The following is a 26,534-nucleotide window of genomic DNA, read 5'->3' on the forward strand; positions in this document are numbered from 1 at the left end:
ATTAAGAGCAAAAAAAGGGTGCTTCGGCACCCTTTTTTATCGCCGAAATTTTATGAGGGAAGTGCATAAACAATATTTGCAATAATAACCATTCTCATTTACAGTTAGCGTAAGATTTAGACGAAGTGTGGTTTATATGTACGTGTGTTTATGTAATTCAGTCAGTGATAAAACGATCAGACAGGCCGTCAGGCGCTACCAGCCACAAACGTTTCAACAGCTTAGAAATTTTCTTCCGGTAGGAACGCAATGTGGGAAATGTGTGCGGGCTGCACGACAAATAATGGAAGATGAATTACAGCAAATTCCTGAGTTCAAAAACATCGCGTAAAAATACTTCGTTAAAAAGTGTGCCTTTTTTTTGACTTACTCTGTACCGGATCTACGCTTTAGATACCGGAACGGAGGAGTTACCTATGAAAGGCGATAAAAAAGTCATTGCTCATCTCAACAAACTTCTAGGAAATGAACTGGTTGCAATTAACCAGTATTTTCTGCACGCCAGGATGTTCAAAAACTGGGGCTTAATGCGCCTGAATGGTATCGAGTATCATGAGTCTATCGACGAAATGAAACATGCCGATATTTACATTGAACGCATACTTTTCCTCGAAGGCATCCCAAACCTGCAAGATCTCGGAAAGCTCAACATTGGCGAAGATGTTGAGGAGATGCTGAAGTCAGATTTAGTACTTGAACTCGATGGGGCCAAAGACCTGAGAGAAGGGATTGCTTACGCTGATTCAGTCCATGATTATGTCAGCCGTGATTTAATGATCACTATCCTTGCAGATGAAGAGCACCATATTGATTGGCTCGAAACTGAGATCGAATTAATTGGTCGTATTGGATTGCAAAACTACATCCAGTCGCAGCTAAAAGAAGCATCTCAATAAGCAGTAAGACAGTACTGATTACATCAGCCAGACAACTCCACTCCTCTGGCTGATGTAGATAAGAAGTCCAGATAGTGAAAGGGCAGGGCCAAAAGGAATTAAACCATCATGCCGAAAAAACCGTCCCCACATCACTGCATAAAAAATTCCGATTAATGCCGCCAGCGTACATACAGCAGGTAATGCTTCCCAGCCTGACCAGGCGCCTATCGCCGCCAGCAGTTTGAAATCACCGAATCCTATCCCCTCTTTCTTAATTAAAATCATTAAACACCAATACAGAAACCAAAGAGAGAGATAGCCTGAAGCTGCGCCAAAAATAGCCGACTCAACGGGCACACCATAACCCAAGGTACTTATCAGCAGGCCAAACCAGAGTAATGGCTGCGTTAAGGCATTCGGTAAAATGAAAGTGAAATAGTCGATCACACTCAACGCTAAAAGAAACCACATAAACAGGCAAGCGATTAGCCAGGAAACTGGGTTATGGAAGAGGAATGACATTCCTGAAAACAAGAGCGTGGAAATCCCGACGATAACCAGGGAACGGGGCGAAAACTGGTCATGGTAAGGGGAACCGGATTCACGAACAATCCTCTGCCGGGCTAATGGAAGTTTTAGGAATAACTCGGGTTCATAAGCGCAACCTGAATATGATGTATCGGGCCGAGCAAAAGGAATCTTAGGAGAAGATGGCGAGTCTGACGTGTACAGCAGGATAAATCGGGCGACTACGGCGTTAAGCAACACACCGGCAATTAAGCCGGTGAGAACAGCCGCACAGTGAGCAACTCCCGAGAATTGGTCTTCAGAAAAAAATAAACCTTGCAGAGAATACCTCCCAGAAACAAGCTAAAACCATAACGCTTTTGTGACGGATGATATTGGCACCTGAAGGTTCGATGGACTACCGAATTCATGATTAATAAAGACCAAAACAGGATGCTGATATTTCATTCAGTTGTAATACAGCCAACGTATGCATCAAGAGATGGAACATCTGACGAGGCAGGTAACGTAAACGTTGACGGTAGTGCAAAATAAAAGCAGTTCATTTGGTAATGCTTGTTGCTTATTCTCCTTGTTTACGTATAATGCGCGGGCTTACCTAATCTTGGTAGGTCTGGTTCGATTAGAATCAGCTGGCCGATAAGTTTACTTGTCGGTCGACAATACTCCCGATATGGGGGTTATGTTAAGAACGATTACACTCTCCCATCAATCGAAATGGGTATGAGGAGTAATCATTTACGTTTAAAATAATTGGAGCTCTGGTCTCATGCAGAACCAAAGAATCCGTATCCGCCTGAAAGCGTTTGATCATCGTCTGATCGATCAATCAACTGCGGAAATCGTTGAGACCGCGAAGCGCACTGGTGCGCAAGTTCGTGGTCCAATCCCGCTGCCGACCCGCAAAGAGCGCTTTACCATTCTGATTTCTCCGCACGTCAATAAAGATGCGCGCGATCAGTATGAGATTCGCACTCACAAGCGTCTGGTTGACATCGTTGAGCCAACCGAGAAAACCGTTGATGCTCTGATGCGTCTGGATCTGGCTGCTGGTGTAGACGTGCAGATCAGCCTGGGTTAATCAGGGTCATTGAGCGATTGAGAGGTTGAAACAATGATTGGTTTAGTCGGTAAGAAAGTGGGTATGACTCGTATCTTCACAGAAGATGGCGTTTCAATCCCTGTAACCGTTATCGAAATTGAAGCAAACCGCGTTACTCAGGTCAAAGATCTGGACAACGATGGTTACCGTGCTGTGCAGGTTACTACTGGTAGCAAAAAAGCTAACCGTGTAACCAAACCAGAAGCGGGTCACTTCGCTAAAGCTGGCGTAGAAGCTGGCCGCGGTCTGTGGGAATTCCGCCTTGCAGAAGGTGAAGAGTTCACTGCAGGTCAGAACATTAGCGTTGAAATTTTCGCAGACGTTAAGAAAGTTGATGTTACCGGTACTTCTAAAGGTAAAGGTTTTGCTGGCACAGTTAAGCGCTGGAATTTCCGTACCCAAGACGCTACTCACGGTAACTCCTTGTCTCACCGTGTTCCGGGTTCTATCGGTCAGAACCAGACTCCGGGCAAAGTGTTCAAAGGCAAGAAAATGGCAGGCCAACTGGGTAACGAGCGTGTAACCGTTCAAAGCCTGGACGTAGTACGTGTTGACGCTGAGCGCAACCTGCTGCTGGTCAAGGGTGCTGTTCCGGGTGCTACCGGTGGCAACCTGATCGTTAAACCTGCTGTTAAGGCTTAACGTCGAGGAGATAGGAATGGAATTAGTAGTGAAAGACGCGCAGAGCGCGCTGACTGTTTCCGAAACTACCTTCGGGCGTGATTTCAATGAAGCGCTGGTACACCAGGTCGTTGTTGCGTATGCAGCAGGTGCCCGTCAAGGTACTCGTGCTCAGAAGACCCGTGCTGAAGTAACTGGTTCCGGTAAAAAACCTTGGCGTCAGAAAGGTACTGGCCGTGCGCGTTCAGGTTCTGTAAAGAGCCCGATCTGGCGTTCCGGTGGTGTAACCTTCGCTGCAAAGCCACAGGACCACAGTCAAAAAGTAAATAAAAAGATGTACCGCGGCGCGCTGAAAAGCATCCTGTCCGAACTGGTACGTCAAGATCGTTTGATCGTTGTCGAGACGTTCTCTGTAGAAGCGCCTAAAACTAAGCTGCTGGCACAGAAACTGAAAGACATGGCTCTGGAAGACGTGCTGATTGTAACTGGCGAAGTCGACGAGAATCTGTTCCTGGCCGCTCGTAACCTGTACAAGGTTGACGTTCGCGACGTAGCAGGTATCGATCCAGTAAGCCTGATCGCCTTCGACAAAGTGGTTATGACTGCTGACGCTGTGAAGCAAGTTGAGGAGATGCTGGCATGATTCGTGAAGAACGTCTGCTGAAAGTGCTGCGCGCGCCGCACGTTTCTGAAAAAGCTTCTACTGCGATGGAAAAGAACAACACCATCGTTCTCAAAGTTGCCAAAGACGCGACTAAAGCAGAAATCAAAGCTGCGGTTTCGAAACTGTTTGAAGTCGAAGTCGAAGATGTGAACACCTTGCTGGTTAAAGGCAAAGTTAAACGTCACGGTCAGCGTGTTGGTCGTCGTAGCGACTGGAAAAAAGCTTACGTCACCCTGAAAGAAGGCCAGAATCTGGACTTCATCAGCGGCGCTGAGTAAGTCGGAGGAGTAAGAACAATGGCAATTGTTAAATGTAAACCTACATCTCCGGGTCGTCGCCACGTTGTTAAAGTGGTTAACCCTGAGCTGCACAAGGGTAAACCTTTTGCCCCGCTGCTTGAAAAACTGAGCAAAAGCGGTGGCCGTAACAACAATGGCCGTATCACCACCCGTCATATCGGTGGTGGCCACAAGCAGCATTATCGTCTGGTTGACTTCAAACGCAACAAAGATGGTATCGCTGCAGTGGTTGAGCGTCTGGAGTACGATCCGAACCGTTCCGCGAACATCGCGCTGGTTCTGTACAAAGACGGCGAACGCCGTTATATCCTGGCGCCGAAAGGCCTGAAAGTGGGTGACCAGATCCAATCTGGCGTTGATGCTGCAATCAAGACAGGTAACGCCCTGCCTATGCGCAACATCCCAGTAGGTTCAACGGTCCACAACGTAGAAATGAAACCAGGTAAAGGCGGCCAGATGGCTCGCTCAGCCGGTGCCTACGTTCAGATCGTTGCTCGTGACGGTTCCTACGTAACTCTGCGTCTGCGCTCTGGCGAAATGCGTAAAGTTCAAGTTGATTGCCGCGCCACCTTAGGTGAAGTCGGTAACTCTGAACATATGCTTCGCGTTCTGGGTAAAGCAGGTGCTGCACGTTGGCGTGGTATTCGTCCTACCGTTCGCGGTACTGCGATGAACCCAGTCGATCACCCACACGGTGGTGGTGAAGGTCGTAACTTTGGTAAGCACCCGGTAACTCCGTGGGGCGTTCAAACCAAAGGTAAGAAGACCCGTAGCAACAAGCGTACTGATAAATTCATTGTACGTCGCCGTAGCAAAAAATAATTAGAGGATAAGCCATGCCACGTTCTCTCAAGAAAGGTCCTTTTATTGACCTGCACTTGCTGAAGAAGGTAGAGAAAGCGGTGGAAAGCGGTGACAAGAAGCCTTTGCGCACTTGGTCCCGTCGTTCAACGATCTTTCCTAACATGATCGGTTTGACCATCGCTGTCCATAATGGTCGTCAGCACGTACCAGTATTTGTTTCCGATGAAATGGTCGGTCACAAACTGGGTGAATTCGCGCCGACTCGTACTTATCGCGGCCATGCGGCTGATAAAAAAGCTAAAAAGCGCTAAGGTAGGAGGAAGAGATGGAAACTATCGCTAAACATCGCCACGCTCGTTCTTCTGCTCAGAAGGTTCGCCTTGTTGCGGACCTGATTCGCGGTAAGAAAGTGTCGCAAGCTCTGGAAACTCTGGCCTACACCAACAAGAAAGCTGCTGGTCTGGTTAAGAAGGTACTGGAGTCTGCCATTGCTAACGCAGAACACAACGATGGCGCTGACATCGATGATCTGAAAGTCACGAAGATTTTCGTAGACGAAGGCCCAAGCATGAAGCGCATTATGCCTCGTGCAAAAGGTCGTGCAGATCGCATTCTGAAGCGCACCAGCCACATCACTGTGGTTGTGTCCGATCGCTGAGACTCTGGAGACTAGCAATGGGTCAGAAAGTACATCCTAATGGTATTCGCCTGGGTATTGTCAAACCTTGGAACTCTACTTGGTATGCGAATACCAAAGAATTCGCTGACAACCTGGACAGCGACTTTAAAGTTCGCCAATTCTTGACTAAAGAACTGGCGAAAGCTTCCGTTTCTCGCATCGTTATCGAGCGCCCAGCGAAGAGCATCCGTGTGACTATTCACACCGCTCGTCCTGGCATCGTTATCGGCAAGAAAGGTGAAGATGTCGAAAAACTGCGTAAGGTCGTAGCGGATATCGCTGGCGTTCCTGCGCAGATTAACATCGCCGAAGTCCGTAAACCGGAACTGGACGCAAAATTGGTTGCTGACAGCATCACTTCACAGCTGGAACGTCGCGTTATGTTCCGTCGTGCTATGAAGCGTGCTGTACAGAACGCAATGCGTCTTGGCGCTAAAGGTATCAAAGTTGAAGTAAGCGGCCGCCTTGGCGGTGCTGAAATCGCGCGTACCGAATGGTACCGTGAAGGTCGTGTTCCGTTGCATACTCTGCGTGCGGATATCGATTACAACACATCTGAAGCGCACACCACTTATGGTGTAATCGGCGTTAAGGTATGGATCTTCAAAGGTGAGATCCTGGGTGGTATGGCTGCAGTTGAACAACCGGAACCGGCTGCTCAACCTAAAAAGCAGCAGCGTAAAGGCCGCAAGTAAGGAGAGTCGCTGATGTTACAACCAAAGCGTACAAAATTCCGTAAGGTGCACAAGGGCCGCAACCGTGGTCTTGCGCAAGGTACGGATGTGAGCTTCGGCACTTACGGTCTGAAAGCTGTTGGCCGTGGTCGTCTGACTGCTCGTCAAATTGAAGCAGCACGTCGTGCGATGACCCGTGCAGTTAAGCGTCAAGGTAAGATCTGGATCCGAGTATTCCCGGACAAACCGATCACCGAGAAACCGCTCGAAGTTCGTATGGGTAAAGGTAAAGGCAACGTTGAGTATTGGGTTGCTTTGATTCAGCCTGGTAAAGTCCTGTACGAAATGGACGGTGTGCCTGAAGAGCTGGCTCGTGAAGCCTTCCAGCTGGCAGCAGCCAAACTGCCTATCAAAACCACCTTTGTAACTAAGACGGTGATGTAATGAAAGCACAAGAGCTGCGCGAAAAAAGCGTGGAAGAGCTGAACACTGAACTGCTGAACCTTTTGCGTGAGCAGTTTAACCTGCGCATGCAAACGGCAAGTGGCCAGTTGCAGCAAACACACCTGTTGAAACAAGTGCGTCGTGATGTTGCACGTGTGAAGACTTTACTGACTGAAAAGGCGGGTGCGTAATGACTGACAAGATCCGTACTCTGCAAGGTCGTGTAATCAGTGACAAAATGGAGAAATCCATCGTTGTTGCGATTGAGCGTGTGGTGAAACACCCGATCTACGGTAAATTCATCAAGCGTACGACTAAATTGCACGTACATGACGAGAACAATGAATGTGGTATCGGCGACGTTGTAGAAATCAGCGAATGCCGTCCACTGTCTAAGACTAAGTCTTGGACCTTGGTTCGCGTTGTAGAGAAAGCGATTCTGTAATACAGTAGCGCCTCTCAAAAATAGATAAACGGCTCATGTACGTGGGCCGTTTATTTTTTCTACCCATAATCGGGAACCGGTGTTATAATGCCGCGCCCTCATATTGTGGGGATTTCTTAACGACCTATCCTGGGTCCTAAAGTTGTAGTTGACATTAGCGGAGCACTAACATGATCCAAGAACAGACTATGCTGACCGTGGCCGACAACTCCGGTGCACGTCGCGTAATGTGTATCAAGGTTCTAGGTGGCTCGCACCGTCGCTACGCAGGCGTCGGCGACATCATCAAAATTACCATCAAGGAAGCAATTCCTCGCGGTAAGGTGAAGAAAGGCGATGTGCTGAAGGCGGTAGTGGTGCGCACCAAGAAGGGTGTTCGTCGCCCGGACGGTTCTGTCATTCGCTTCGATGGTAATGCATGCGTTATTTTAAACAATAACAGCGAGCAGCCAATCGGCACGCGTATTTTTGGGCCGGTAACTCGTGAACTGCGTAATGAGAAGTTCATGAAAATTATCTCTCTGGCACCAGAAGTACTCTAAGGAGCGAACCATGGCAGCGAAAATCCGTCGTGATGACGAAGTTATCCTGCTTACCGGTAAAGATAAAGGTAAGCGCGGTAAAGTAAAAAATGTCCTGTCTTCTGGCAAGGTCATTGTTGAAGGTATCAACCTGGTTAAAAAACATCAGAAGCCTGTACCGGCTCTGAATCAACCAGGTGGCATCGTTGAAAAAGAATCTGCAATTCCGGTTTCTAACGTTGCTCTCTTCAACACGGCTACTGGCAAGGCGGACCGTGTAGGCTTTAGATTCGAAGACGGCAAAAAAGTCCGTTTCTTCAAGTCTAACAGCGTAACTATCAAGTAATTTGGAGTAGTACGATGGCGAAACTGCATGATTACTACAAAGACGATGTCGTAAAAAAACTCATGGCTGAGTTTGGTTACAATTCTGTCATGCAAGTCCCTCGGGTCGAGAAGATCACCCTGAACATGGGTGTTGGTGAAGCGATCGCTGACAAGAAACTGCTGGATAACGCAGCAGCAGACCTGGCAGCAATCTCCGGTCAAAAACCGCTGATCACCAAAGCACGCAAATCAGTTGCAGGCTTCAAAATCCGTCAGGGCTATCCGATCGGCTGTAAAGTAACCCTCCGCGGCGAACGCATGTGGGAGTTCTTTGAGCGTCTGGTCTCTATTGCTGTTCCACGTATTCGTGACTTCCGCGGCTTGTCTGCTAAGTCTTTCGATGGTCGTGGTAACTACAGCATGGGCGTGCGTGAACAGATCATCTTCCCGGAAATCGATTATGATAAAGTCGATCGCGTTCGTGGTTTAGATATTACTATCACCACTACTGCGAAATCCGATGATGAAGGCCGTGCATTGCTGACAGCCTTTAACTTCCCGTTCCGCAAGTAAGGCAGGGTTACTAATGGCTAAGCAATCCATGAAAGCACGCGAAGTCGTTCGCGTAAAACTGGCTGATAAATACCGCGCTAAACGCGAGGAATTGAAAGCTATTATCTCTGGTGTGAACTCATCCGACGAAGATCGTTGGGATGCTGTTCTTAAGCTGCAGTCTCTGCCGCGTGATTCCAGCCCGTCTCGTCAGCGTAACCGCTGCCGTCAAACTGGTCGTCCGCATGCTTTCCTGCGGAAGTTCGGGTTGAGCCGTATTAAGGTCCGTGAAGCCGCTATGCGCGGTGAAATTCCGGGTCTTAAAAAGGCTAGCTGGTAATTGTCACCAATTGAATCACGGGAGTAAAGACAGATGAGCATGCAAGATCCGATCGCGGATATGCTGACCCGTATCCGTAACGGTCAAGCCGCGAACAAAGTTGCGGTCACCATGCCTTCCTCCAAGCTGAAAGTGGCTATTGCCAACGTGCTGAAGGAAGAAGGCTATATTGAAGAATTTAAAATCGAAGGCGACGCCAAACCTGAACTGGAATTAGTACTGAAGTACTTCCAGGGAAGCCCAGTGGTAGAAAGCATTCAACGTATCAGCCGTCCAGGCCTGCGCATCTACAAGAAAAAAGATGAGCTGCCTAAAGTTATGGCTGGTATGGGTATTGCTGTTATTTCTACCTCTAAAGGTGTTATGACCGATCGTGCAGCTCGCCAGGCTGGTCTTGGTGGCGAGATTATCTGCTACGTAGCTTAATTGGGAGGAAAGAATGTCTCGTGTTGCAAAAGCACCCGTCGTCATTCCTGCCGGCGTAGAGGTTAAACTCAACGGTCAGGTTATTTCGATTAAGGGTAAAAACGGCGAGCTGTCACGTACTATCCATGACGCTGTAGTTGTTAAACAGGAAGAAAATACACTGACTTTCGCTCCACGCGAAGGCGCTGTAGACGGTTGGGCCCAAGCGGGTACCACACGTGCACTGTTAAACTCTATGGTTGTAGGTGTTACCGACGGCTTCACTAAAAAGCTTCAACTGGTAGGTGTTGGTTATCGTGCTGCTGTTAAAGGCAACGTGGTGAATTTAGCCTTAGGCTTCTCTCACCCGGTCGATCATCAACTGCCGGAAGGCATTACTGCAGAATGTCCGACCCAAACTGAAATCGTGCTGAAAGGCGCTGATAAGCAGGTAATCGGTCAGGTTGCTGCGGATTTACGTGCCTACCGTCGTCCTGAGCCTTATAAAGGCAAGGGTGTCCGTTACGCCGACGAAGTCGTGCGTACCAAAGAGGCTAAGAAGAAGTAAGGTAACACTATGGATAAGAAATCTGCTCGTATCCGTCGTGCGACCCGCGCACGCCGCAAGCTCAAAGAATTGGGTGCGACTCGTCTGGTGGTACATCGTACCCCGCGTCATATTTACGCACAGGTCATCGCACCAAACGGTTCTGAAGTCATAGTTGCTGCATCTACTGTAGAAAAAACTATCACTGAGCAACTGAAGTATACCGGCAACAAAGATGCTGCCACTGCTGTAGGTAAAGCTATCGCAGAACGCGCATTGGAAAAAGGGATCACTAAAGTATCCTTTGACCGTTCCGGTTTCCAATATCATGGTCGAGTCCAGGCACTGGCAGATGCTGCCCGTGAAGCTGGCCTTCAGTTCTAAGGAAGAGGTTTAAGATGGCTCACATCGAAAAACAAGCTGGCGAACTGCAGGAAAAGCTGATCGCGGTAAACCGCGTATCTAAAACCGTAAAAGGTGGCCGTATCTTCAGCTTTACCGCACTGACAGTAGTTGGTGATGGTAACGGTCGCGTTGGTTTTGGCTACGGCAAAGCACGCGAAGTTCCGGCAGCGATCCAGAAAGCGATGGAAAAAGCCCGTCGCAACATGTTGAATGTCGCGCTGAATAGCGGCACCCTGCAGCATCCTGTTAAAGGTGCTCATACGGGTTCCCGTGTGTTCATGCAGCCGGCTTCCGAAGGTACCGGTATCATCGCCGGTGGTGCAATGCGCGCCGTCCTGGAAGTTGCAGGGGTACATAACGTATTGGCTAAGGCTTATGGTTCTACAAACCCGATTAACGTGGTTCGTGCAACTATCGATGCTCTGGCAAATATGAAATCCCCACAAATGGTCGCTGCCAAGCGTGGTAAATCCGTTGAAGAAATTCTGGGGTAATTAACCATGGCAAAGACTATTAAAGTTACACAAACTCGCAGTTCAATTGGCCGCCTGCCTAAGCATAAAGCTACTCTGGTTGGTCTGGGTCTGCGTCGTATTGGTCACACCGTAGAGCGCGAGGATACTCCTGCTGTACGCGGTATGATCAACCTGGTTTCCTACATGGTTAAGGTTGAGGAGTAAGAGATGCGTTTAAATACTCTGTCTCCGGCTGATGGTGCCAAACAAGCGCCAAGGCGTGTAGGTCGTGGTATTGGTTCTGGCCTGGGTAAAACCGGTGGTCGTGGTCACAAAGGTCAGAACTCACGTTCTGGCGGTGGCGTACGTCGCGGTTTTGAAGGTGGTCAGATGCCTTTATATCGTCGTTTGCCGAAATTCGGCTTCACCTCCCGCAAAGCTATGATCACGGCAGAAGTTCGTCTGTCTGAGCTGGCTCTGGTGGAAGGCGACGTGATCGACCTGAACGCGCTGAAAGCCGCTAACGTAGTTGGTATCCAGATCGAGTTCGCGAAAGTAATCCTTTCAGGCGAAGTTGGTCGTGCGGTAACTCTGCGTGGTTTGCGTGTCACCAAAGGCGCTCGTGTTGCTATCGAAGCTGCTGGCGGTAAAATTGAGGAATAAGTAGCAGATGGCTAAGCAACCGGGATTAGATTTTCAAAGTGCCAAGGGTGGACTAGGCGAACTGAAGCGCAGACTTTTGTTTGTTATCGGTGCGCTGATTGTTTTCCGTATCGGCTCTTTTATTCCGATCCCTGGTATTGATGCCACTGTACTTGCCAAATTGCTCGAGCAGCAAAGAGGCACCATCATTGAAATGTTCAACATGTTCTCTGGTGGTGCTCTCAGCCGTGCTTCAATCTTTGCTCTGGGGATCATGCCGTACATTTCGGCATCGATCATTATCCAGTTGTTAACGGTGGTTCATCCAGCGTTAGCGGAAATTAAGAAAGAAGGGGAGGCTGGCCGTCGTAAGATTAGCCAGTACACCCGTTACGGTACGCTGGTATTGGCGGTGTTTCAGTCTATCGGTATTGCTACCGGTTTGCCGAACATGCCTGGTATGCAGGGCCTGGTGTTAAATCCAGGCTTCGCATTCTACTTTACGGCTGTTGTGAGTCTGGTTACCGGGACAATGTTCCTGATGTGGCTGGGTGAACAAATTACTGAACGTGGTATCGGCAACGGTATTTCGATCATTATTTTTGCCGGTATTGTAGCGGGTCTTCCGCCAGCAGTTGCCCATACTATCGAACAAGCTCGGCAAGGCGACCTGCACTTCCTCCTGTTGCTGTTGGTTGCAGTTTTAGTGTTTGCAGTGACTTTCTTTGTTGTGTTTGTAGAACGTGGTCAACGTCGTATCGTCGTTAACTACGCCAAGCGTCAGCAAGGTCGTCGTGTCTATGCAGCACAGAGCACGCACTTACCGTTGAAAGTGAACATGGCCGGGGTTATCCCAGCAATCTTCGCTTCCAGCATTATTCTGTTCCCTGCCACGATAGCATCATGGTTCGGGGGCGGAACTGGTTGGAACTGGCTGACTACGATTTCGCTGTATTTGCAGCCTGGACAACCGCTTTATGTGTTACTCTATGCGACTGCAATCATCTTCTTCTGTTTCTTTTATACTGCGTTGGTGTTCAACCCGCGTGAGACAGCAGATAACCTGAAGAAGTCCGGTGCATTTGTACCAGGAATTCGTCCGGGAGAGCAAACGGCGAAGTACATCGATAAAGTAATGACTCGCTTAACCTTAATCGGTGCGATGTATATTACTTTCATCTGCCTTATCCCGGAGTTCATGCGTGACGCGATGAAAGTTCCATTCTACTTTGGTGGTACTTCGCTACTAATCGTAGTCGTTGTCATTATGGACTTTATGGCTCAAGTGCAAACTCTGATGATGTCAAGTCAGTACGAGTCTGCATTGAAGAAAGCAAACCTGAAAGGCTATAACCGCTAATCTGGTGCGTTTGCGAAGTTACGGAGAGTAAAAATGAAAGTTCGTGCTTCCGTCAAGAAATTATGTCGTAACTGCAAAATTGTTAAGCGTAACGGTATCGTTCGCGTAATCTGCAGCGCAGAACCGAAGCATAAACAGCGTCAAGGCTGATTATCTCGCATATTTTTCTTGCAAAGTTGGGTTGAGCTGGCTAGATTAGCCAGCCAATCTTTTGTATGTAAGCAGCAATACTATTTGAGTATCCTGAAAACGGGCTTTTCAGAATGGTATTGCCGTATATAAAATAGTAGGAGTGCATAGTGGCCCGTATAGCAGGCATTAACATTCCTGATCAGAAACATACCGTGATCGCATTAACTTCGATCTACGGTATCGGCAAAACCCGCTCACAGTCTATCTGTGCTGCATCAGGTATTGCTGAAAATGTTAAGATCAGTGAGCTGTCTGAAGAGCAAATCGAAAAACTGCGTGACGAAGTTGCCAAGTTCATTGTTGAAGGTGATCTACGTCGTGAAGTCACCCTGAGCATCAAGCGTCTTATGGACCTTGGGACTTATCGTGGTTTGCGTCATCGTCGTGGTCTTCCAGTACGCGGTCAGCGTACCAAGACTAACGCACGTACCCGTAAGGGTCCGCGTAAACCGATCAAGAAATAATCGGGGTGATTGAATAAATGGCAAAGGCACCTGTTCGTACACGTAAACGTGTAAGAAAACAAGTCTCTGACGGCGTGGCTCATATCCATGCTTCTTTCAACAACACCATTGTTACCATTACCGATCGTCAGGGTAATGCTTTGGGTTGGGCAACAGCTGGTGGTTCCGGTTTCCGTGGTTCTCGTAAATCCACTCCGTTCGCAGCTCAGGTTGCAGCAGAGCGCTGCGCTGACGCAGTGAAAGAATACGGTATCAAGAATCTGGAAGTTATGGTTAAAGGACCTGGTCCTGGTCGTGAGTCTACTATCCGCGCATTAAACGCGGCTGGTTTCCGCATCACTAATATTACTGATGTGACTCCTATCCCTCATAACGGTTGTCGTCCGCCGAAAAAGCGCCGCGTATAACGCTGCTTTTTTAGGTTTGTTGGAGAGAGAAAATGGCAAGATATTTGGGTCCTAAGCTCAAGCTTAGCCGTCGTGAGGGCACAGATTTATTCCTTAAATCTGGCGTTCGCGCGATCGATACCAAGTGTAAAATTGAACAAGCTCCTGGTCAGCATGGTGCGCGTAAACCGCGTCTGTCTGACTACGGTGTACAGTTACGTGAAAAGCAAAAAGTTCGCCGTATTTACGGTGTTCTGGAGCGCCAGTTCCGTAACTATTACAAAGAAGCAGCACGCCTGAAAGGCAACACCGGTGCAAACCTGTTGCAACTGCTTGAAGGTCGTTTGGACAACGTTGTTTATCGTATGGGCTTCGGCGCTACTCGTGCGGAATCGCGCCAGTTAGTTAGCCATAAAGCTATCATGGTAAACGGTCGCGTTGTTAACATCGCTTCTTATCAGGTATCTCCGAATGACGTTGTCAGCATCCGTGAGAAAGCTAAAAAGCAATCTCGCGTGAAGGCCGCTTTGGAGTTGGCTGAACAGCGTGAAAAGCCGACTTGGCTTGAAGTTGATGCTGCTAAGATGGAAGGTGTGTTCAAGCGTATGCCTGAACGTACTGATCTGTCTTCCGACATTAACGAACACCTGATCGTCGAGCTTTACTCCAAGTAAAGCTTAGTACCAAAGAGAGGACACAATGCAGGGTTCTGTGACAGAGTTTCTAAAACCGCGCCTGGTAGATATCGAGCAAGTCAGTTCGACGCACGCCAAGGTGACCCTTGAGCCTTTAGAACGTGGCTTTGGCCATACTTTAGGCAATGCACTGCGCCGTATTCTGCTTTCATCCATGCCGGGTTGCGCGGTGACCGAGGTTGAGATTGATGGTGTACTGCATGAGTACAGCACCAAAGAAGGCGTACAGGAAGATATCCTGGAGATCCTGCTCAACCTGAAAGGGCTGGCGGTGAGAGTTCAAGGGAAAGATGAAGTTATTCTTACCCTGAATAAGTCTGGCATTGGCCCTGTGACTGCAGCCGACATTACCCATGATGGTGATGTCGAAATCGTCAAGCCGCAACATGTCATCTGCCACCTGACCGATGAGAACGCTGCTATTAGCATGCGTATCAAAGTTCAGCGCGGTCGTGGTTATGTGCCGGCGTCTGCCCGAATTCATTCGGAAGAAGATGAGCGCCCAATTGGTCGTCTGTTAGTAGACGCATGCTACAGCCCTGTAGAGCGAATTGCCTACAATGTTGAAGCCGCGCGTGTAGAACAGCGTACTGATTTGGACAAGCTGGTTATCGAAATGGAAACCAACGGTACGATCGATCCTGAAGAGGCGATCCGTCGTGCGGCAACCATTCTTGCTGAACAACTTGAAGCTTTCGTTGATTTACGTGATGTACGTCAACCGGAAGTCAAAGAAGAGAAGCCGGAATTCGATCCAATCCTGCTGCGCCCTGTTGACGATCTGGAATTGACTGTCCGCTCTGCTAACTGCCTTAAGGCAGAAGCAATCCACTACATCGGTGATCTGGTACAGCGTACCGAGGTTGAGTTACTTAAAACACCTAACCTGGGTAAAAAATCTCTTACTGAGATCAAAGACGTACTTGCGTCCCGTGGTTTGTCTCTGGGCATGCGCCTGGAAAACTGGCCACCAGCAAGTATTGCTGACGAGTAACCGGATCACAGGTTAAGGTTTTACTGAGAAGGATAAGGTCATGCGCCATCGTAAGAGTGGTCGTCAACTGAACCGTAACAGCAGCCACCGACAGGCTATGTTCCGTAACATGGCCGGCTCTTTGGTTCGTCATGAAATAATCAAGACGACCCTGCCGAAAGCGAAAGAGCTGCGTCGCGTTGTTGAGCCGCTGATTACTCTTGCCAAGACCGACAACGTTGCAAATCGTCGTCTGGCATTCGCCCGTACTCGTGATAACGAGATCGTGGCAAAACTGTTTAATGAACTGGGCCCGCGTTTCGCGAGCCGTGCCGGTGGTTACACTCGCATTCTGAAGTGTGGTTTCCGTGCAGGCGACAATGCGCCGATGGCTTACATCGAGCTCGTTGATCGTGCAGAGTCACAAGCAGAAGTAGCAACTGCTGAATAATCTGTAGATGCATGAAAAAGCCGGGCTCTGCCCGGTTTTTTTACGTCTAAATTTTGATGCTTTAAATTTCATCACCTCTTGCACCATTCATCCAGAATTTCTCCTCTTTCCGCGATATGCTACCTTAAAGTTGTGAGCTAACCGTTTGGTTGAGGCAAAATCATGTTTCTGATCGACCAGTGGGTTGAAAAACACATTAAAGAGGCCCGGGAAAATGGTGAGTTTGATAATCTTCCGGGTGCTGGCCGACCTCTTATACTCGATGATGACAGCGGCATTCCTGAAGAGCTAAGAACCGCTTATCGTATTCTTAAAAACGCAGGTTATTTGCCTCCTGAGTTACAGGACCGAAAAGAAGCGATCGAATTAGATCATATGCTTAATGTTCTAAGGCGAGATGATCCTCAGTTTTCAGTTGTTGAAAAGCGTCTCAAAGTTCTCCAACTGCGTTTGCAGCAAGCGGGAATGAATATCGATTTTCTTAATGAGCGCTATAAAGATGCGCTAAAGGATAAATTTAGAGGTGAGTGAATATGTATAAAATTGGTGAGCTAGCTGCTTTGGCGGGGGTCTCTACGGATACTGTTCGTTATTATGAAAAACAGGAAATGATGGCGGCGGGTTTACGAACTTCCTCCGGTTATCGTCAATATGATGAAAACGACTTACAACGGTTGCGTTTCATTAGGTATGCAAAATCTACCGGGTTTACGCTTGAAGCAATTAAAGAATTGCTTTCGATTCGGGTCGATCCTGTACATCATACATGTCAGGAATCAAAGTCTATTGTTGATGAGCGTCTCGCTGAGGTTGAACTGAAATTACAGGAACTCACCCGGATGCGGGAATCTTTGAAAAGATTGAGTGCTGCCTGTTGTGGTTCTGCACATACCAGTGAAAGCTGCTCAATCTTAGAGGCGCTTGAGGATGGGGCAGGTAAAGTGACCTGAGTCGTTCAGATGTTACGAAAAGTACTACCGGTTGGAAATTAAAGGCAGTATGATGCGCTGGCATTTTAGCCTATTTGTAATTCTGGAGTTCGAGGAATCTATGACTCAATATAAGCACCAAAAAGGGAACATTCAGGATAATGCTTTACAGGCCCTTCTTCATGATCCGTTGTTTAAACAGCGTATTGAAAAGAATCAAAAGGGTAAGGGAAGTTATCGTAGAAAAGAAAAAAATGGGAAAGGGAATTATCTGGAGGGCAGTGTTGAGTGTTTAATCGAATATTCAACACTGCCCTTCTAAAACCGAACACTACAGCAACTTTGTTATTCGTTACAATTTCGGTGTCTGCTGCTCTTTAAGTAGATCACGAATTTCTGCAAGCAAAGTTTCTTCTGCAGTCGGTTTCGGAGGCGCCGCAGGGACATCTTCCTGTTTACGGCGCATTTTGTTCATCAATGTGATCGCACAGAAGATTGCCAAGGCAACAATGACGAAATCAAAAATATTTTGGACAAACACGCCGTAATGCATGACAACTGCCGGTACTGTACCTTGCGCATCTCTGAGTACAAAAGCGAACTGCTTGAAATCGACGCCACCAATCAGCAGGCCCAGCGGTGGCATAATAATATCAGCAACAAATGATGACACTATCTTGCCGAAGGCTGCACCAATGATTACACCGACAGCCAGGTCAACCACGTTGCCGCGCATGGCAAATTCACGAAACTCTTTCATAAAACTCATAAATTACTCCTTGGCAAATTCATCAAATGTGTCCAACAAAGTAAAGACCATATGTCGCGTCTTTGCTACAAAAGTTCTTTACTGGATCCCGCTAAGTGGCAAATATTATCGGCAACTCATCAATTTACAAGAAGAATGGGCTCGGTTGGAACAGGCGTTCCACATCCCTGACAAATTTCTTATCCGTAATGAACATCACCACGTGATCACCTTGTTGGATCCTGCTTGTCCCATTCGCAATGATGACGTCATTCCCGCGGACGATCGCGCCGATAGTCGTGCCTGGCGGTAATTTAATTTGTTCCACCGTACGACCGACAACTTTAGATGTTGTCTCATCGCCATGAGCAATCGCCTCAATCGCTTCAGCGACACCACGACGCAACGACGAAACGCTGACAATATCTGCTTTTCTGACGTGTCCAAGCAGTGCTGAAATTGTTGCCTGTTGAGGTGAAATCGCAATATCAATCACGCTTCCTTGCACCAAATCCACGTACGCGCTGCGCTGAATGAGGACCATGGCTTTCTTGGCACCCATACGCTTTGCAAGCATTGCTGACATGATGTTTGCTTCATCATCATTGGTGATCGCAATAAACACATCAACTTGTTCGATATGTTCTTCTGCTAACAACTCCTGATCAGAAGCATCGCCGTAGAAGACAATCGTGTCCTGCAGCAACTCGGCCAGTTCAGCTGCCCGCTGCTGATCGCGTTCGATCAGTTTTACGCTGTAATTCTTCTCAAGCTTCTGTGCCAGCCCGGCACCGACATTACCGCCGCCGACGATCATGATGCGTTTGTACGGTTTTTCGAGCCGTTGAAGTTCGCTCATAACCGCACGGATGTGCTGAGAGGCGGCCACAAAGAACACTTCATCACCCGCTTCAATAATGGTTGAGCCCTGCGGACGAATCGGACGGTCCTGGCGGAAGATTGCCGCAACGCGAGTTTCGATGTGCGGCATATGTTCACGCATTGAAGAGAGCGCATTACCTACCAGAGGGCCGCCATAATAGGCTTTCACTGCGGCAATGCTCACTTTCCCTTCTGCAAAGTTCACAACCTGTAATGCGCCCGGATACTCGATTAGTTTGTAGATGTAATCGGTAACTAATTGCTCAGGTGAAATCAGATGGTCAATCGGCACAGCTTCAGGATGGAAAAGCTTTTCGGATTCACGGATGTATTCCGTGGAGCGGATGCGTGCGATGCGGTTTGGGGTATTGAAAAGCGAATACGCAATCTGACATGCCACCATATTGGTTTCGTCAGAATTAGTCACAGCCACCAACATATCGGCATCTTCAGCTCCGGCTTCGCGGAGTACGCGTGGGTGAGAGCCATGTCCCTGCACAACGCGCAGGTCAAATTTGTCCTGAAGCTGACGTAACCGAACGGTATTGGTATCGACAACGGTAATGTCGTTGTTTTCACCCACCAGGTTTTCAGCGAGCGTTCCGCCGACTTGTCCGGCACCGAGAATTATTATTTTCATATGACTCTCTGCTTGGCTTCGAAGATTTCAGCCTGAGTAAGTAGCATTAATACCAAACAATCAGCTTTTGATCAGTTTAGCGTAATAGAAGCCATCACCGTCTTCGGCGTGCGGAAGATTTTGTCTGCCAGGATTTTCCATCGTGCCGGTCTCAACCAATGTCGCATCCGGGTGGGATTTCAGGAATTCCGCTATTTGGAGGCAGTTTTCTTCGGGTAAAACTGAGCATGTTGCGTAAACCATTACACCTTTACTTTTAAGGCGTGGCCAGACGGCTTCCAGGATCTCTTTTTGCAAACCTGCAAGCTCAGCAATATCGCTGTCTCTGCGCAACCATTTTATGTCGGGATGCCGGCGGATAACGCCGGTGGCCGAACACGGCGCATCAAGCAGAATACGGTCAAAAATACGGTCGCCCGCCCAAACCTGCGGCTCACGGCCATCGCCCTGTTTCACTTCCGCATTGAGTTTTAAACGTTGCAGATTCTCATGCACACGTTTCAGGCGTTGTTCATCCACATCAACGGCCAGCACATGAGATTTAGGCGCAGCTTCAAGTATGTGGGTCGTTTTGCCACCCGGCGCGCAGCACAGATCGAGGATCATCTCGCCATCATGCGGATCCAGCAGATCAACACTGGCCTGTGCCGAGGCATCCTGAACCGTCACCCATCCTTCTGCAAATCCAGGAAGCAGACTGACCTGACAAGGCGTGACCAGACGTAATGCATCGGAATATTCAGGATGTGGAACGGCTTCAATTTGGGCTTCATTCAATAAGTGAAGGTAATCGTCGCGGGTATGATGTCTGCGATTTACACGCAGCCACATTGGCGGTCTTTGATTATTTGCATCAACAATCTTTTCCCAGGCGTCAGGGTAGGTTTTCTTCAGACGATTAAGAAGCCAGCTCGGATGAAGATAGTGGTTGTCGTTATAGGCCATACGTTGCAGCAATTCTTCCTGCTGACGCTGGAACTGACGGAGAACGCCGTTGATGAGACCTTTTAGTTGAGGGCGCTTTAGTGCCACTGCACCATCAACGGTTTCTGCCAATACTGCATGAGCGGGAATTCGCGTATGAATAAGCTGATACAAGCCAACCATCAGTAAGTAATGCAGCGTCCGTTGCTTTCCCTTCAACGGTTTTGCCATGAGTTGTTGCAGGCACCCTTCGAGCTGAGGCAATACCCTCAACGTGCCGAAACATAATTCCTGCAACAATCCGCGATCTTTTTCTGAAATATTTTTTTGCAGACCTGGGAGGACCGTCGACAAAGACAAACCTTTGTCTAAAACCTGGCTGATGGCTTGAGCTGCAATACTACGGAGATTATAGGCTGTTTTCATTGTTCAAATGGCTGAATGGATCAGCATTATCAAAGAGATAAGGCCCGACGAAATATCGGGCGTAGTCGGAAGTGTCAGGCTAAACGAGAGCCTTCGATAAACCATTCACGACGAGAGTTCAGCAAATCCTGCGCAGACATGGCCTTTTTACCTGAAGGTTGCAGTTGGGTAATATTCAGGATGCCGTCAGACGTAGCAATCTGGATCCCCTTTTTATCCGCAGAAACAATCGTGCCGGGCAGGGCACTGTGACTTACAGATAAACTTTCAGCTGACCAGACTTTCACGGGCTGGTCATCAATCATAAAGAAGCTGACTGGCCACGGATTAAATGCACGTATGCAACGTTCCAGCTGGTCAGCGGAAAGCGTCCAGTCTAAACGCGCTTCCTCTTTGCTCAGCTTTTCAGCGTACGTAACAAGCCCTTCGTTCTGAACTTCTGGTTGAGCCGTGCCGTTAGCCAGCTGCCTGAGCGTTTCAAGCATCCCTTCCGGGCCGAGCTCAGCCAGTTTGTTGTACAGGGATGCACTGGTATCTTCCGGAAGAATGTCGCATTCCACTTTATGCAGCATGTCGCCGGTATCCAAACCCACATCCATCTGCATGATGGTGATACCTGTTTTGGTATCGCCCGCCCACAAAGAACGCTGAATCGGCGCGGCACCACGCCAGCGCGGCAACAGGGAACCGTGCACGTTAATGCAACCCAGTTTAGGCATATCCAGCACGGCTTTAGGCAGAATCAGGCCATAAGCCACGACCACCATCACATCAGCTTCCAAATCGGACACTAACGACTGGTTTTCTTCAGGGCGCAAAGATTTCGGCTGAAACACGGGAATATCATGAGCCAGTGCCAGCGTTTTGACCGGGCTTGCGGTCAGCTTATTACCACGGCCGGCCGGGCGGTCGGGTTGGGTAAATACACCTACAACCTGATGGTCTGATGACAAAAGCGCGTCAAGATGACGCGCTGCGAAGTCTGGGGTACCGGCAAATATGATCCGCAAAGGAGTGTCCTGTATAACTCGAATATTAGTCAGCCCGTGCGTTCAGCTTGGCCATTTTTTCCATCTTCTGGCGAATGCGCTGACGTTTCAGTGGCGACAGGTAATCCACGAATAATTTACCCACCAGATGATCCATTTCATGCTGGATGCAAATCGCCAGTAAATCATCAGCTTCCAGCTCGAAAGTTTTACCCTCACGATCTAAAGCGCGGACTTTCACTTTTTCAGCCCGTGGCACCAGCGCACGTTGATCAGGGATCGACAGGCAGCCTTCTTCAATACCGGTTTCGCCGCTTTTTTCCAGCAGCTCCGGATTGATGAGAACCAGGCGTTCGTCGCGATTCTCAGAGACATCGATAACGATAATACGTTGATGAATGTCTACCTGAGTTGCAGCCAGGCCAATGCCTTCTTCTGCATACATGGTTTCAAACATATCATCCACGATCTGCTGAATTTCGGCGTTAACTTCTTTGACCGGTTTTGCGGTAATGCGAAGCCGCTCGTCTGGGAAATGTAATATCTGTAATACGGACATATTTTTCTGGATCTTTATTCAATTGATTGAAGATATATAGACTCTATTCTAGACATTTCCTGCTCCGATTGACAGCATCCTCTGCCAATTGAATCCTTAGTCGAAAGGCATTGAACAGGGGCAGGATAATGACATTACAGGAAGTGTGGATACGTTTATCAGCCGTCAGGCGTCTTGATGCTGGCCGCGCAGAAGGCATTATTCGGACGTTATTTTGCCTGGGACAATATGGCCCTACTGAATTATTCTCGTGCGGACTTACCGCTGAACAAATGGAAGATTTCAGGAATATCAATAAGCAATGGCTATCCGCGTCGCTGAACTGGCTTGAAGGGGATAGCCGGCACCTTATCACATTTAGCAGCGCGCTCTATCCGCCGCTGTTAGCGCAAATTCCGTCTCCGCCATTGATCTTATTCGTCGAAGGAAACCCTGATTTACTGTTATCTCCTCAAATAGCGATGGTGGGAAGCCGCCATTACACCCATTACGGTGAGCAATATGCGCAGGTTTTTGCCAGCGGGCTGGTAAGCAGCGGCTTTACCGTGACGAGCGGGCTTGCGATGGGAATCGATGGTATAAGTCATAAAGCCACACTGGAGGCTCAGGGAAAGACTATCGCGGTTCTTGGCAGCGGGCTGATGAAACGTTATCCATCCCGTCATTTGAAGTTAGCCGACAGCATTCTTGAGCAAGACGGGGCGCTGGTTTCGGAGCATCTGGTGACGGTACCACCACTTGCGGCCAACTTTCCGCGCCGGAACCGCATTATCAGTGGTCTCAGCGTGGGTGTTCTGGTTGTTGAAGCAACGTTACGCAGCGGGTCGTTGATCACCGCCCGTTATGCACTTGAACAGGGAAGAGAAGTTTTTGCTTTGCCCGGGCCACTAGGCAGCCCGACGTCTGAAGGAACCCACTGGCTTATCCAACAGGGCGCTTACCTGGTTACTGAGCCTAATGATATTGCCGAGCATATTGGCAGCGGCTTAACCTGGTTTCCGACTCTGCGAATCCCCGAACGGCCAAAAGTACCCTGTCATAAGCCCCCAAAGGCGTCAGAGGCGATTATTTGTGCACAAGAATGCGAAGTTGAATTGCCATTTGCTGATGTGTTGGCTAACGTAGAATATGAGGTGACATCTGTTGACGTCGTCGCCGAACGTGCCGGCCAACCTGTGCCAGAAGTGGTAGGTAAACTACTCGAGCTGGAGTTAGCAGGATGGATCGCAGCTGTATCCGGCGGCTATGTCCGAATTAAGAGGGCAAGCCATGTTCGACGTACTAATGTACTTATTTGAAACTTACATTCACAACGAAGCGGAGATGAATGTTGACGAGGATAGGTTAACGGATGACTTGACCGAGGCTGGTTTTCACCGGGCCGATATTCACAATGCGCTGAATTGGCTTGAAAAACTTGCGGATATGCAAGAGGGTGGAACCCCATCTTATATGCTGGATTCAGATCCTTCAGCATTACGTGTTTATACCGACGATGAAACGAGCCGGTTAGATAGCAGTTGTCGTGGATTTTTGTTGTTCCTGGAACAGATAAAGGTTTTAAACTTCGATACCCGGGAAATGGTTATCGATCGTGTTATGGCTCTGGACACTGAAGAATTCGATCTTGAGGATCTTAAGTGGGTGGTGCTGATGGTTCTCTTTAATATTCCCGGATATGAAAGTGCATATCAGCAAATGGAAGAGCTGTTATTTGAAGTTAATGAAGGTTATCTGCACTAAGAGATAACAGGTAAAACGTAACATATGACAAAAGCAGCACTTTTTGCTGAGAAGCAAAATGAATCCTGTCCGGAATGTGGGGCCGAACTGGTGATCCGTAGTGGTCGCCACGGCCCTTTTCTCAGCTGTTCATCCTATCCACAGTGCGAATATATCCGCCCCCTGAAATCACAGGCTGACGGACATATTGTAAAAATCCTGGACGGGCAGTTATGTCCTAAATGCAGCGCCACGCTGGTGCTTCGCCAGGGGCGTTATGGGATGTTTATCGGGTGCAGCGAGTACCCGGAATGTGATCATATTGAAGTCATCGATAAACCCGAAGAAACCAGCCTTGGTTGTCCGCAATGTGGTAAAGGGCTTCTGCTGCAGCGTAAGTCTCGCTTTGGTAAGCTTTTTCACGCCTGCGACCGCTACCCTGACTGCCAGTTTGCCATCAATAATAAGCCCGTTGCCGGTGAGTGCGCGCACTGCCAATATCCTTTATTGATGGAAAAGAAAACGGCGCAAGGTATAAAACTATTTTGTGCCAGTAAACTGTGCGGCAAAGCCGTAGAAATAAAAGATAACGAAGAAAATGAATAAAGAAGCAGAAAACTCACTTGCGAAGGTACTTGAAGCATTACATCAACAGCAGGTTATCGCTTATCCGACTGAGGCCGTATTCGGGTTAGGTTGTGATCCTGACAGCGAGCCGGCGGTTGAGTCTCTTTTGGCTCTTAAAAAACGTCCTAAAGATAAAGGGCTAATTTTAATCGCCGATAACTATCAGCAACTTCTCCCTTTTATTGATGATTCATCATTAACCCATCAGCAACTCGAACATATCTTGTCGTTTTGGCCTGGACCGGTGACCTGGGTGATGCCTGCAAAACCCTCTACGCCTGACTGGCTGACCGGGCGCTTCTCGTCGCTGGCGGTTCGCGTAACCGATCACCCGCTGGTTAAAGAGCTCTGCCAGCAATTTGGAAAACCGTTGGTTTCCACCAGCGCGAACCTGAATGGCCAGGAACCCTGCCGATTTGCTGATGAAGTCCGTCTCCAGTTTGGTGAGGATTTCCCCGTGCTTAACGGTCAAGTGGGTGGAAGAGAAAACCCATCTGAAATCAGGGATGCCCTCACCGGCGATCTCATTCGTCAAGGCTAAGGAACGAAAGTCATGCCATCTTTCGCGGTATTCGGTAATCCAATCAGTCACAGCAAATCCCCACGTATTCATGCATTGTTTGCTAGCCAGACAGGTCTTGAACACAGTTATGGAACGATGCTGGCGCCAAATGAAGAGTTTGAAGAAACGCTGCGATCCTTTTTTGAAAAGGGTGCCAGCGGGGCAAACATTACCGTGCCTTTCAAAGAACGGGCATTTGCTGAGTCGGATGAACTGACCGACCGCGCGGCGATGTCTGGCGCTGTAAATACTCTCAAAAAACTTGAAGATGGAAGGCTGCTCGGGGATAACACCGACGGCATAGGAATGTTGAGTGACCTGGAACGTCTGGCGCTTATTCAGCCCGGCGATCGAGTATTGCTGATAGGCGCTGGCGGAGCTGCGCGGGGAGTGATCCTTCCGCTTTTATCCTACGGATGCTCTGTCGTCGTCACCAACCGTACTTTTGAACGTGCACAACATCTCAGTCATATATTCGAGAGCAAAGGTGATATCCGGGCTCTTGCGTTCAGCGATCTAGCCGGCGAGACATTCAATCTGGTTATCAATGCTACGGCATCAGGTATTAATGGTGAAATCCCGGCTATCTCTGAGCAGATTTTGACTGTACAGACGCGGGTTTACGATATGTATTATCAGGCCGGTCTGACGCCTTTTCTTTACTGGGTTAAAGACAACGGTGTGACCCGTTATGCCGATGGTTTGGGAATGCTGGTGGGACAGGCCGCTCATGCTTTCTATTTATGGCACGGTGTTATGCCGGAAATAGAACCCGTGCTGGCGCAGTTAAAACAAGATTTACTGGGCTAACTGAAAGAGCCTGAACAGCCTTGTTGCATACGCTGTCCAAGCTCGTTAACTATTTAATCGCCAGATAGACATCTTTCCATGTGACATAGTTATTTGAAGAGTAGGTCAGCCCCGCAAGTTCATCGGCGGTCAGTTCGCGGATCTGCTTAACTGGGCTTCCTAGATAGAGATAGCCACTTTCGAGCCGCTTTCCTGGGGGAACCAAACTTCCTGCGCCAATCATCACATCATCTTCTATGATCGCTCCATCCAGCAGTATTGATCCCATTCCTACCAGAACCCGGTTTCCGATCGCACAGCCATGTAGCATTGCTTTATGCCCGACCGTGACGTCTTCGCCAATAATAAGAGGATGCCCTTCAGGATTCTGACGGGACTGATGAGTCACATGCAACACACTGCCATCCTGCACATTTGATCTGCAACCCACCGAGACACTATTTACATCACCGCGTATGACAACCAGCGGCCAGATACTGACATCATCCGCAAGAGCAACATCCCCGATAACAACACTGGAAGGATCCACCATCACCCTTTCACCCAATGTTGGCGTTAATCCCTGATAAGGGCGTAAAGCCTGAGACATAGGTAAGTACCTCATAATTGAGTTTTAGCCTTGGCAATATAGTCCTGGCCGTAGGAAATACCAATTCAGGAGAGATAAGATCGGTGTCAAAATCAGCGGATCGGACGAGATCTCCGCGAAAGGGTCGAAAAATACGCAGTCGATCCTTTTATTCAAAAAAAGGCTTGTGCAAAAAATTCGGATCCCTATAATGCCGCTCCATCGACAGGGAACAACGTGAACAACATCACGAAGTGACCGGGTCGGAAAGATTAAAAACAGCGGCAACCGGATG

At 48.6% G+C, this 26,534-nt stretch carries 45 protein-coding genes; 38 read left to right on the plus strand and 7 right to left on the minus strand.

The features are described 5' to 3' along the window. Positions 1-136: 136 nt before the first annotated feature. On the plus strand, positions 137-331 hold the full coding sequence (bfd, locus tag ACLBVC_RS24045) for a bacterioferritin-associated ferredoxin (RefSeq protein ID WP_410151718.1): 195 nt from the start codon (positions 137-139) through the stop codon (positions 329-331). Between the two features lie 85 nt (positions 332-416). Beyond that, positions 417-896, plus strand: a complete 480-nt coding sequence (gene bfr, locus ACLBVC_RS24050; protein WP_101080138.1) for a bacterioferritin — start codon at positions 417-419, stop codon at positions 894-896. Positions 897-914: 18 nt separating this feature from the next. On the opposite strand, the gene ACLBVC_RS24055 is transcribed toward bfr, so the two are convergent. Beyond that, entirely contained in the window at positions 915-1,646 is a 732-nt protein-coding gene (locus ACLBVC_RS24055) for a prepilin peptidase (RefSeq protein WP_410151719.1), read from the minus strand. Positions 1,647-2,175: 529 nt separating this feature from the next. Between ACLBVC_RS24055 and rpsJ the strand changes: the two genes are divergently transcribed. From rpsJ to ACLBVC_RS24210, 31 genes are all read left to right on the plus strand, one after another. Continuing rightward, complete coding sequence (rpsJ, locus tag ACLBVC_RS24060) at positions 2,176-2,487, plus strand: 30S ribosomal protein S10 (RefSeq protein WP_009639175.1); 312 nt, start codon at positions 2,176-2,178, stop codon at positions 2,485-2,487. A 33-nt stretch (positions 2,488-2,520) separates the two neighbouring features. Next, the gene (gene rplC / locus ACLBVC_RS24065) at positions 2,521-3,150 is read left to right on the plus strand and encodes a 50S ribosomal protein L3 (RefSeq protein WP_013573687.1); all 630 of its coding nucleotides are present in this window, start codon (positions 2,521-2,523) and stop codon (positions 3,148-3,150) included. A gap of 16 nt (positions 3,151-3,166) precedes the next feature. Then, on the plus strand, positions 3,167-3,772 hold the full coding sequence (gene rplD, locus ACLBVC_RS24070; protein ID WP_013573688.1) for a 50S ribosomal protein L4: 606 nt from the start codon (positions 3,167-3,169) through the stop codon (positions 3,770-3,772). Beyond that, a complete protein-coding gene (gene rplW / locus ACLBVC_RS24075; protein ID WP_013573689.1) occupies positions 3,769-4,071 on the plus strand; it encodes a 50S ribosomal protein L23 in 303 nt (100 codons plus the stop codon). The genes rplD and rplW overlap by 4 nt, the downstream gene beginning before the upstream one ends. A gap of 18 nt (positions 4,072-4,089) precedes the next feature. Beyond that, positions 4,090-4,914: a 50S ribosomal protein L2 gene (gene rplB, locus ACLBVC_RS24080; RefSeq protein ID WP_152327227.1), complete on the plus strand. Its 825-nt coding sequence runs from the start codon at positions 4,090-4,092 to the stop codon at positions 4,912-4,914. Between the two features lie 14 nt (positions 4,915-4,928). Further along, entirely contained in the window at positions 4,929-5,207 is a 279-nt protein-coding gene (gene rpsS, locus ACLBVC_RS24085; RefSeq protein ID WP_004929772.1) for a 30S ribosomal protein S19, read from the plus strand. A 14-nt stretch (positions 5,208-5,221) separates the two neighbouring features. After that, positions 5,222-5,554, plus strand: coding sequence for a 50S ribosomal protein L22 (gene rplV, locus ACLBVC_RS24090; RefSeq protein WP_004391423.1), 333 nt, complete (start codon positions 5,222-5,224; stop codon positions 5,552-5,554). Positions 5,555-5,571: 17 nt separating this feature from the next. Continuing rightward, the gene (gene rpsC, locus ACLBVC_RS24095) at positions 5,572-6,270 is read left to right on the plus strand and encodes a 30S ribosomal protein S3 (protein ID WP_004956187.1); all 699 of its coding nucleotides are present in this window, start codon (positions 5,572-5,574) and stop codon (positions 6,268-6,270) included. 12 nt (positions 6,271-6,282) lie between these two features. Further along, positions 6,283-6,693: a 50S ribosomal protein L16 gene (gene rplP, locus ACLBVC_RS24100; protein ID WP_009639183.1), complete on the plus strand. Its 411-nt coding sequence runs from the start codon at positions 6,283-6,285 to the stop codon at positions 6,691-6,693. Beyond that, positions 6,693-6,884: a 50S ribosomal protein L29 gene (gene rpmC / locus ACLBVC_RS24105; protein WP_013573692.1), complete on the plus strand. Its 192-nt coding sequence runs from the start codon at positions 6,693-6,695 to the stop codon at positions 6,882-6,884. The genes rplP and rpmC overlap by 1 nt, the downstream gene beginning before the upstream one ends. Then, positions 6,884-7,138 (plus strand): 30S ribosomal protein S17, encoded by a 255-nt coding sequence (gene rpsQ / locus ACLBVC_RS24110; protein WP_014333604.1) that lies wholly within the window; start codon positions 6,884-6,886, stop codon positions 7,136-7,138. Before rpmC ends, rpsQ begins: the two co-directional genes overlap by 1 nt. 170 nt (positions 7,139-7,308) lie before the next feature. Then, positions 7,309-7,680: a 50S ribosomal protein L14 gene (gene rplN / locus ACLBVC_RS24115; protein WP_008457164.1), complete on the plus strand. Its 372-nt coding sequence runs from the start codon at positions 7,309-7,311 to the stop codon at positions 7,678-7,680. Positions 7,681-7,690: 10 nt separating this feature from the next. Beyond that, positions 7,691-8,005: a 50S ribosomal protein L24 gene (gene rplX / locus ACLBVC_RS24120; RefSeq protein ID WP_410151720.1), complete on the plus strand. Its 315-nt coding sequence runs from the start codon at positions 7,691-7,693 to the stop codon at positions 8,003-8,005. A 14-nt stretch (positions 8,006-8,019) separates the two neighbouring features. Then, positions 8,020-8,559: a 50S ribosomal protein L5 gene (gene rplE / locus ACLBVC_RS24125; RefSeq protein WP_013573695.1), complete on the plus strand. Its 540-nt coding sequence runs from the start codon at positions 8,020-8,022 to the stop codon at positions 8,557-8,559. Between the two features lie 13 nt (positions 8,560-8,572). Continuing rightward, positions 8,573-8,878, plus strand: a complete 306-nt coding sequence (gene rpsN / locus ACLBVC_RS24130; RefSeq protein ID WP_013573696.1) for a 30S ribosomal protein S14 — start codon at positions 8,573-8,575, stop codon at positions 8,876-8,878. Between the two features lie 33 nt (positions 8,879-8,911). Further along, positions 8,912-9,304, plus strand: coding sequence for a 30S ribosomal protein S8 (gene rpsH / locus ACLBVC_RS24135; RefSeq protein WP_104923581.1), 393 nt, complete (start codon positions 8,912-8,914; stop codon positions 9,302-9,304). Positions 9,305-9,317: 13 nt separating this feature from the next. Further along, the gene (gene rplF / locus ACLBVC_RS24140) at positions 9,318-9,851 is read left to right on the plus strand and encodes a 50S ribosomal protein L6 (protein ID WP_013573698.1); all 534 of its coding nucleotides are present in this window, start codon (positions 9,318-9,320) and stop codon (positions 9,849-9,851) included. Between the two features lie 9 nt (positions 9,852-9,860). Beyond that, entirely contained in the window at positions 9,861-10,214 is a 354-nt protein-coding gene (gene rplR / locus ACLBVC_RS24145; RefSeq protein ID WP_013573699.1) for a 50S ribosomal protein L18, read from the plus strand. 14 nt (positions 10,215-10,228) lie between these two features. Further along, positions 10,229-10,729, plus strand: coding sequence for a 30S ribosomal protein S5 (rpsE, locus tag ACLBVC_RS24150; protein ID WP_101080135.1), 501 nt, complete (start codon positions 10,229-10,231; stop codon positions 10,727-10,729). Between the two features lie 6 nt (positions 10,730-10,735). After that, positions 10,736-10,915 carry a 50S ribosomal protein L30 gene (gene rpmD / locus ACLBVC_RS24155; RefSeq protein ID WP_101080134.1) on the plus strand — a complete coding sequence of 60 codons (180 nt, stop codon included), beginning with the start codon at positions 10,736-10,738 and terminating at the stop codon, positions 10,913-10,915. A gap of 3 nt (positions 10,916-10,918) precedes the next feature. Then, positions 10,919-11,353, plus strand: coding sequence for a 50S ribosomal protein L15 (rplO, locus tag ACLBVC_RS24160; RefSeq protein WP_013573702.1), 435 nt, complete (start codon positions 10,919-10,921; stop codon positions 11,351-11,353). Positions 11,354-11,360: 7 nt separating this feature from the next. Continuing rightward, on the plus strand, positions 11,361-12,692 hold the full coding sequence (gene secY / locus ACLBVC_RS24165; protein WP_034793668.1) for a preprotein translocase subunit SecY: 1,332 nt from the start codon (positions 11,361-11,363) through the stop codon (positions 12,690-12,692). Positions 12,693-12,725: 33 nt separating this feature from the next. Then, positions 12,726-12,842: a 50S ribosomal protein L36 gene (rpmJ, locus tag ACLBVC_RS24170; protein WP_012768118.1), complete on the plus strand. Its 117-nt coding sequence runs from the start codon at positions 12,726-12,728 to the stop codon at positions 12,840-12,842. A 149-nt stretch (positions 12,843-12,991) separates the two neighbouring features. Then, complete coding sequence (gene rpsM / locus ACLBVC_RS24175; protein ID WP_013573704.1) at positions 12,992-13,348, plus strand: 30S ribosomal protein S13; 357 nt, start codon at positions 12,992-12,994, stop codon at positions 13,346-13,348. A gap of 17 nt (positions 13,349-13,365) precedes the next feature. Beyond that, positions 13,366-13,755: a 30S ribosomal protein S11 gene (rpsK, locus tag ACLBVC_RS24180; protein ID WP_004929731.1), complete on the plus strand. Its 390-nt coding sequence runs from the start codon at positions 13,366-13,368 to the stop codon at positions 13,753-13,755. 32 nt (positions 13,756-13,787) lie between these two features. Then, positions 13,788-14,408 (plus strand): 30S ribosomal protein S4, encoded by a 621-nt coding sequence (gene rpsD, locus ACLBVC_RS24185; protein ID WP_095923750.1) that lies wholly within the window; start codon positions 13,788-13,790, stop codon positions 14,406-14,408. Between the two features lie 25 nt (positions 14,409-14,433). After that, on the plus strand, positions 14,434-15,423 hold the full coding sequence (locus ACLBVC_RS24190; protein ID WP_002919219.1) for a DNA-directed RNA polymerase subunit alpha: 990 nt from the start codon (positions 14,434-14,436) through the stop codon (positions 15,421-15,423). A gap of 40 nt (positions 15,424-15,463) precedes the next feature. Continuing rightward, positions 15,464-15,853 (plus strand): 50S ribosomal protein L17, encoded by a 390-nt coding sequence (gene rplQ, locus ACLBVC_RS24195; RefSeq protein ID WP_034793661.1) that lies wholly within the window; start codon positions 15,464-15,466, stop codon positions 15,851-15,853. A gap of 162 nt (positions 15,854-16,015) precedes the next feature. After that, entirely contained in the window at positions 16,016-16,384 is a 369-nt protein-coding gene (locus ACLBVC_RS24200) for a DnaJ family domain-containing protein (RefSeq protein ID WP_410151721.1), read from the plus strand. A gap of 2 nt (positions 16,385-16,386) precedes the next feature. Continuing rightward, entirely contained in the window at positions 16,387-16,803 is a 417-nt protein-coding gene (gene zntR, locus ACLBVC_RS24205; RefSeq protein ID WP_410151722.1) for a Zn(2+)-responsive transcriptional regulator, read from the plus strand. A 100-nt stretch (positions 16,804-16,903) separates the two neighbouring features. Beyond that, positions 16,904-17,104: an alternative ribosome-rescue factor A gene (locus ACLBVC_RS24210; protein ID WP_410151723.1), complete on the plus strand. Its 201-nt coding sequence runs from the start codon at positions 16,904-16,906 to the stop codon at positions 17,102-17,104. 30 nt (positions 17,105-17,134) lie between these two features. Here ACLBVC_RS24210 and mscL read toward each other — a convergent pair whose 3' ends face one another. From mscL to def, 5 genes are all read right to left on the minus strand, one after another. Then, positions 17,135-17,551: a large-conductance mechanosensitive channel protein MscL gene (mscL, locus tag ACLBVC_RS24215; protein ID WP_410151724.1), complete on the minus strand. Its 417-nt coding sequence runs from the start codon at positions 17,549-17,551 to the stop codon at positions 17,135-17,137. A 124-nt stretch (positions 17,552-17,675) separates the two neighbouring features. Next, positions 17,676-19,052, minus strand: a complete 1,377-nt coding sequence (gene trkA / locus ACLBVC_RS24220) for a Trk system potassium transporter TrkA (RefSeq protein ID WP_410151725.1) — start codon at positions 19,050-19,052, stop codon at positions 17,676-17,678. Positions 19,053-19,112: 60 nt separating this feature from the next. Beyond that, positions 19,113-20,402 carry a 16S rRNA (cytosine(967)-C(5))-methyltransferase RsmB gene (gene rsmB, locus ACLBVC_RS24225; protein WP_410151726.1) on the minus strand — a complete coding sequence of 430 codons (1,290 nt, stop codon included), beginning with the start codon at positions 20,400-20,402 and terminating at the stop codon, positions 19,113-19,115. Between the two features lie 74 nt (positions 20,403-20,476). Then, the gene (fmt, locus tag ACLBVC_RS24230; RefSeq protein ID WP_410151727.1) at positions 20,477-21,412 is read right to left on the minus strand and encodes a methionyl-tRNA formyltransferase; all 936 of its coding nucleotides are present in this window, start codon (positions 21,410-21,412) and stop codon (positions 20,477-20,479) included. Between the two features lie 25 nt (positions 21,413-21,437). Next, positions 21,438-21,950, minus strand: a complete 513-nt coding sequence (gene def, locus ACLBVC_RS24235; RefSeq protein ID WP_101080126.1) for a peptide deformylase — start codon at positions 21,948-21,950, stop codon at positions 21,438-21,440. 128 nt (positions 21,951-22,078) lie between these two features. Between def and dprA the strand changes: the two genes are divergently transcribed. The 5 genes from dprA to aroE are packed head-to-tail and all read left to right on the plus strand — an operon-like array spanning position 22,079 to position 25,671. Beyond that, complete coding sequence (dprA, locus tag ACLBVC_RS24240; protein WP_410151728.1) at positions 22,079-23,248, plus strand: DNA-protecting protein DprA; 1,170 nt, start codon at positions 22,079-22,081, stop codon at positions 23,246-23,248. Next, the gene (locus tag ACLBVC_RS24245) at positions 23,220-23,693 is read left to right on the plus strand and encodes a DUF494 family protein (protein ID WP_410151729.1); all 474 of its coding nucleotides are present in this window, start codon (positions 23,220-23,222) and stop codon (positions 23,691-23,693) included. The genes dprA and ACLBVC_RS24245 overlap by 29 nt, the downstream gene beginning before the upstream one ends. Before the next feature lie 24 nt (positions 23,694-23,717). Further along, positions 23,718-24,278 carry a DNA topoisomerase family protein gene (locus ACLBVC_RS24250; RefSeq protein WP_410151730.1) on the plus strand — a complete coding sequence of 187 codons (561 nt, stop codon included), beginning with the start codon at positions 23,718-23,720 and terminating at the stop codon, positions 24,276-24,278. Then, complete coding sequence (tsaC, locus tag ACLBVC_RS24255) at positions 24,271-24,840, plus strand: L-threonylcarbamoyladenylate synthase type 1 TsaC (protein WP_410151731.1); 570 nt, start codon at positions 24,271-24,273, stop codon at positions 24,838-24,840. Before ACLBVC_RS24250 ends, tsaC begins: the two co-directional genes overlap by 8 nt. 12 nt (positions 24,841-24,852) lie before the next feature. Then, the gene (gene aroE, locus ACLBVC_RS24260) at positions 24,853-25,671 is read left to right on the plus strand and encodes a shikimate dehydrogenase (RefSeq protein WP_410151732.1); all 819 of its coding nucleotides are present in this window, start codon (positions 24,853-24,855) and stop codon (positions 25,669-25,671) included. A gap of 49 nt (positions 25,672-25,720) precedes the next feature. On the opposite strand, the gene ACLBVC_RS24265 is transcribed toward aroE, so the two are convergent. Continuing rightward, the gene (locus ACLBVC_RS24265; RefSeq protein ID WP_410151733.1) at positions 25,721-26,260 is read right to left on the minus strand and encodes a gamma carbonic anhydrase family protein; all 540 of its coding nucleotides are present in this window, start codon (positions 26,258-26,260) and stop codon (positions 25,721-25,723) included. Positions 26,261-26,534: the final 274 nt, after the last annotated feature.

This window comes from Rahnella selenatireducens, assembly GCF_046449555.1.
In the GTDB taxonomy this organism is placed as follows: domain Bacteria; phylum Pseudomonadota; class Gammaproteobacteria; order Enterobacterales; family Enterobacteriaceae; genus Rahnella; species Rahnella selenatireducens.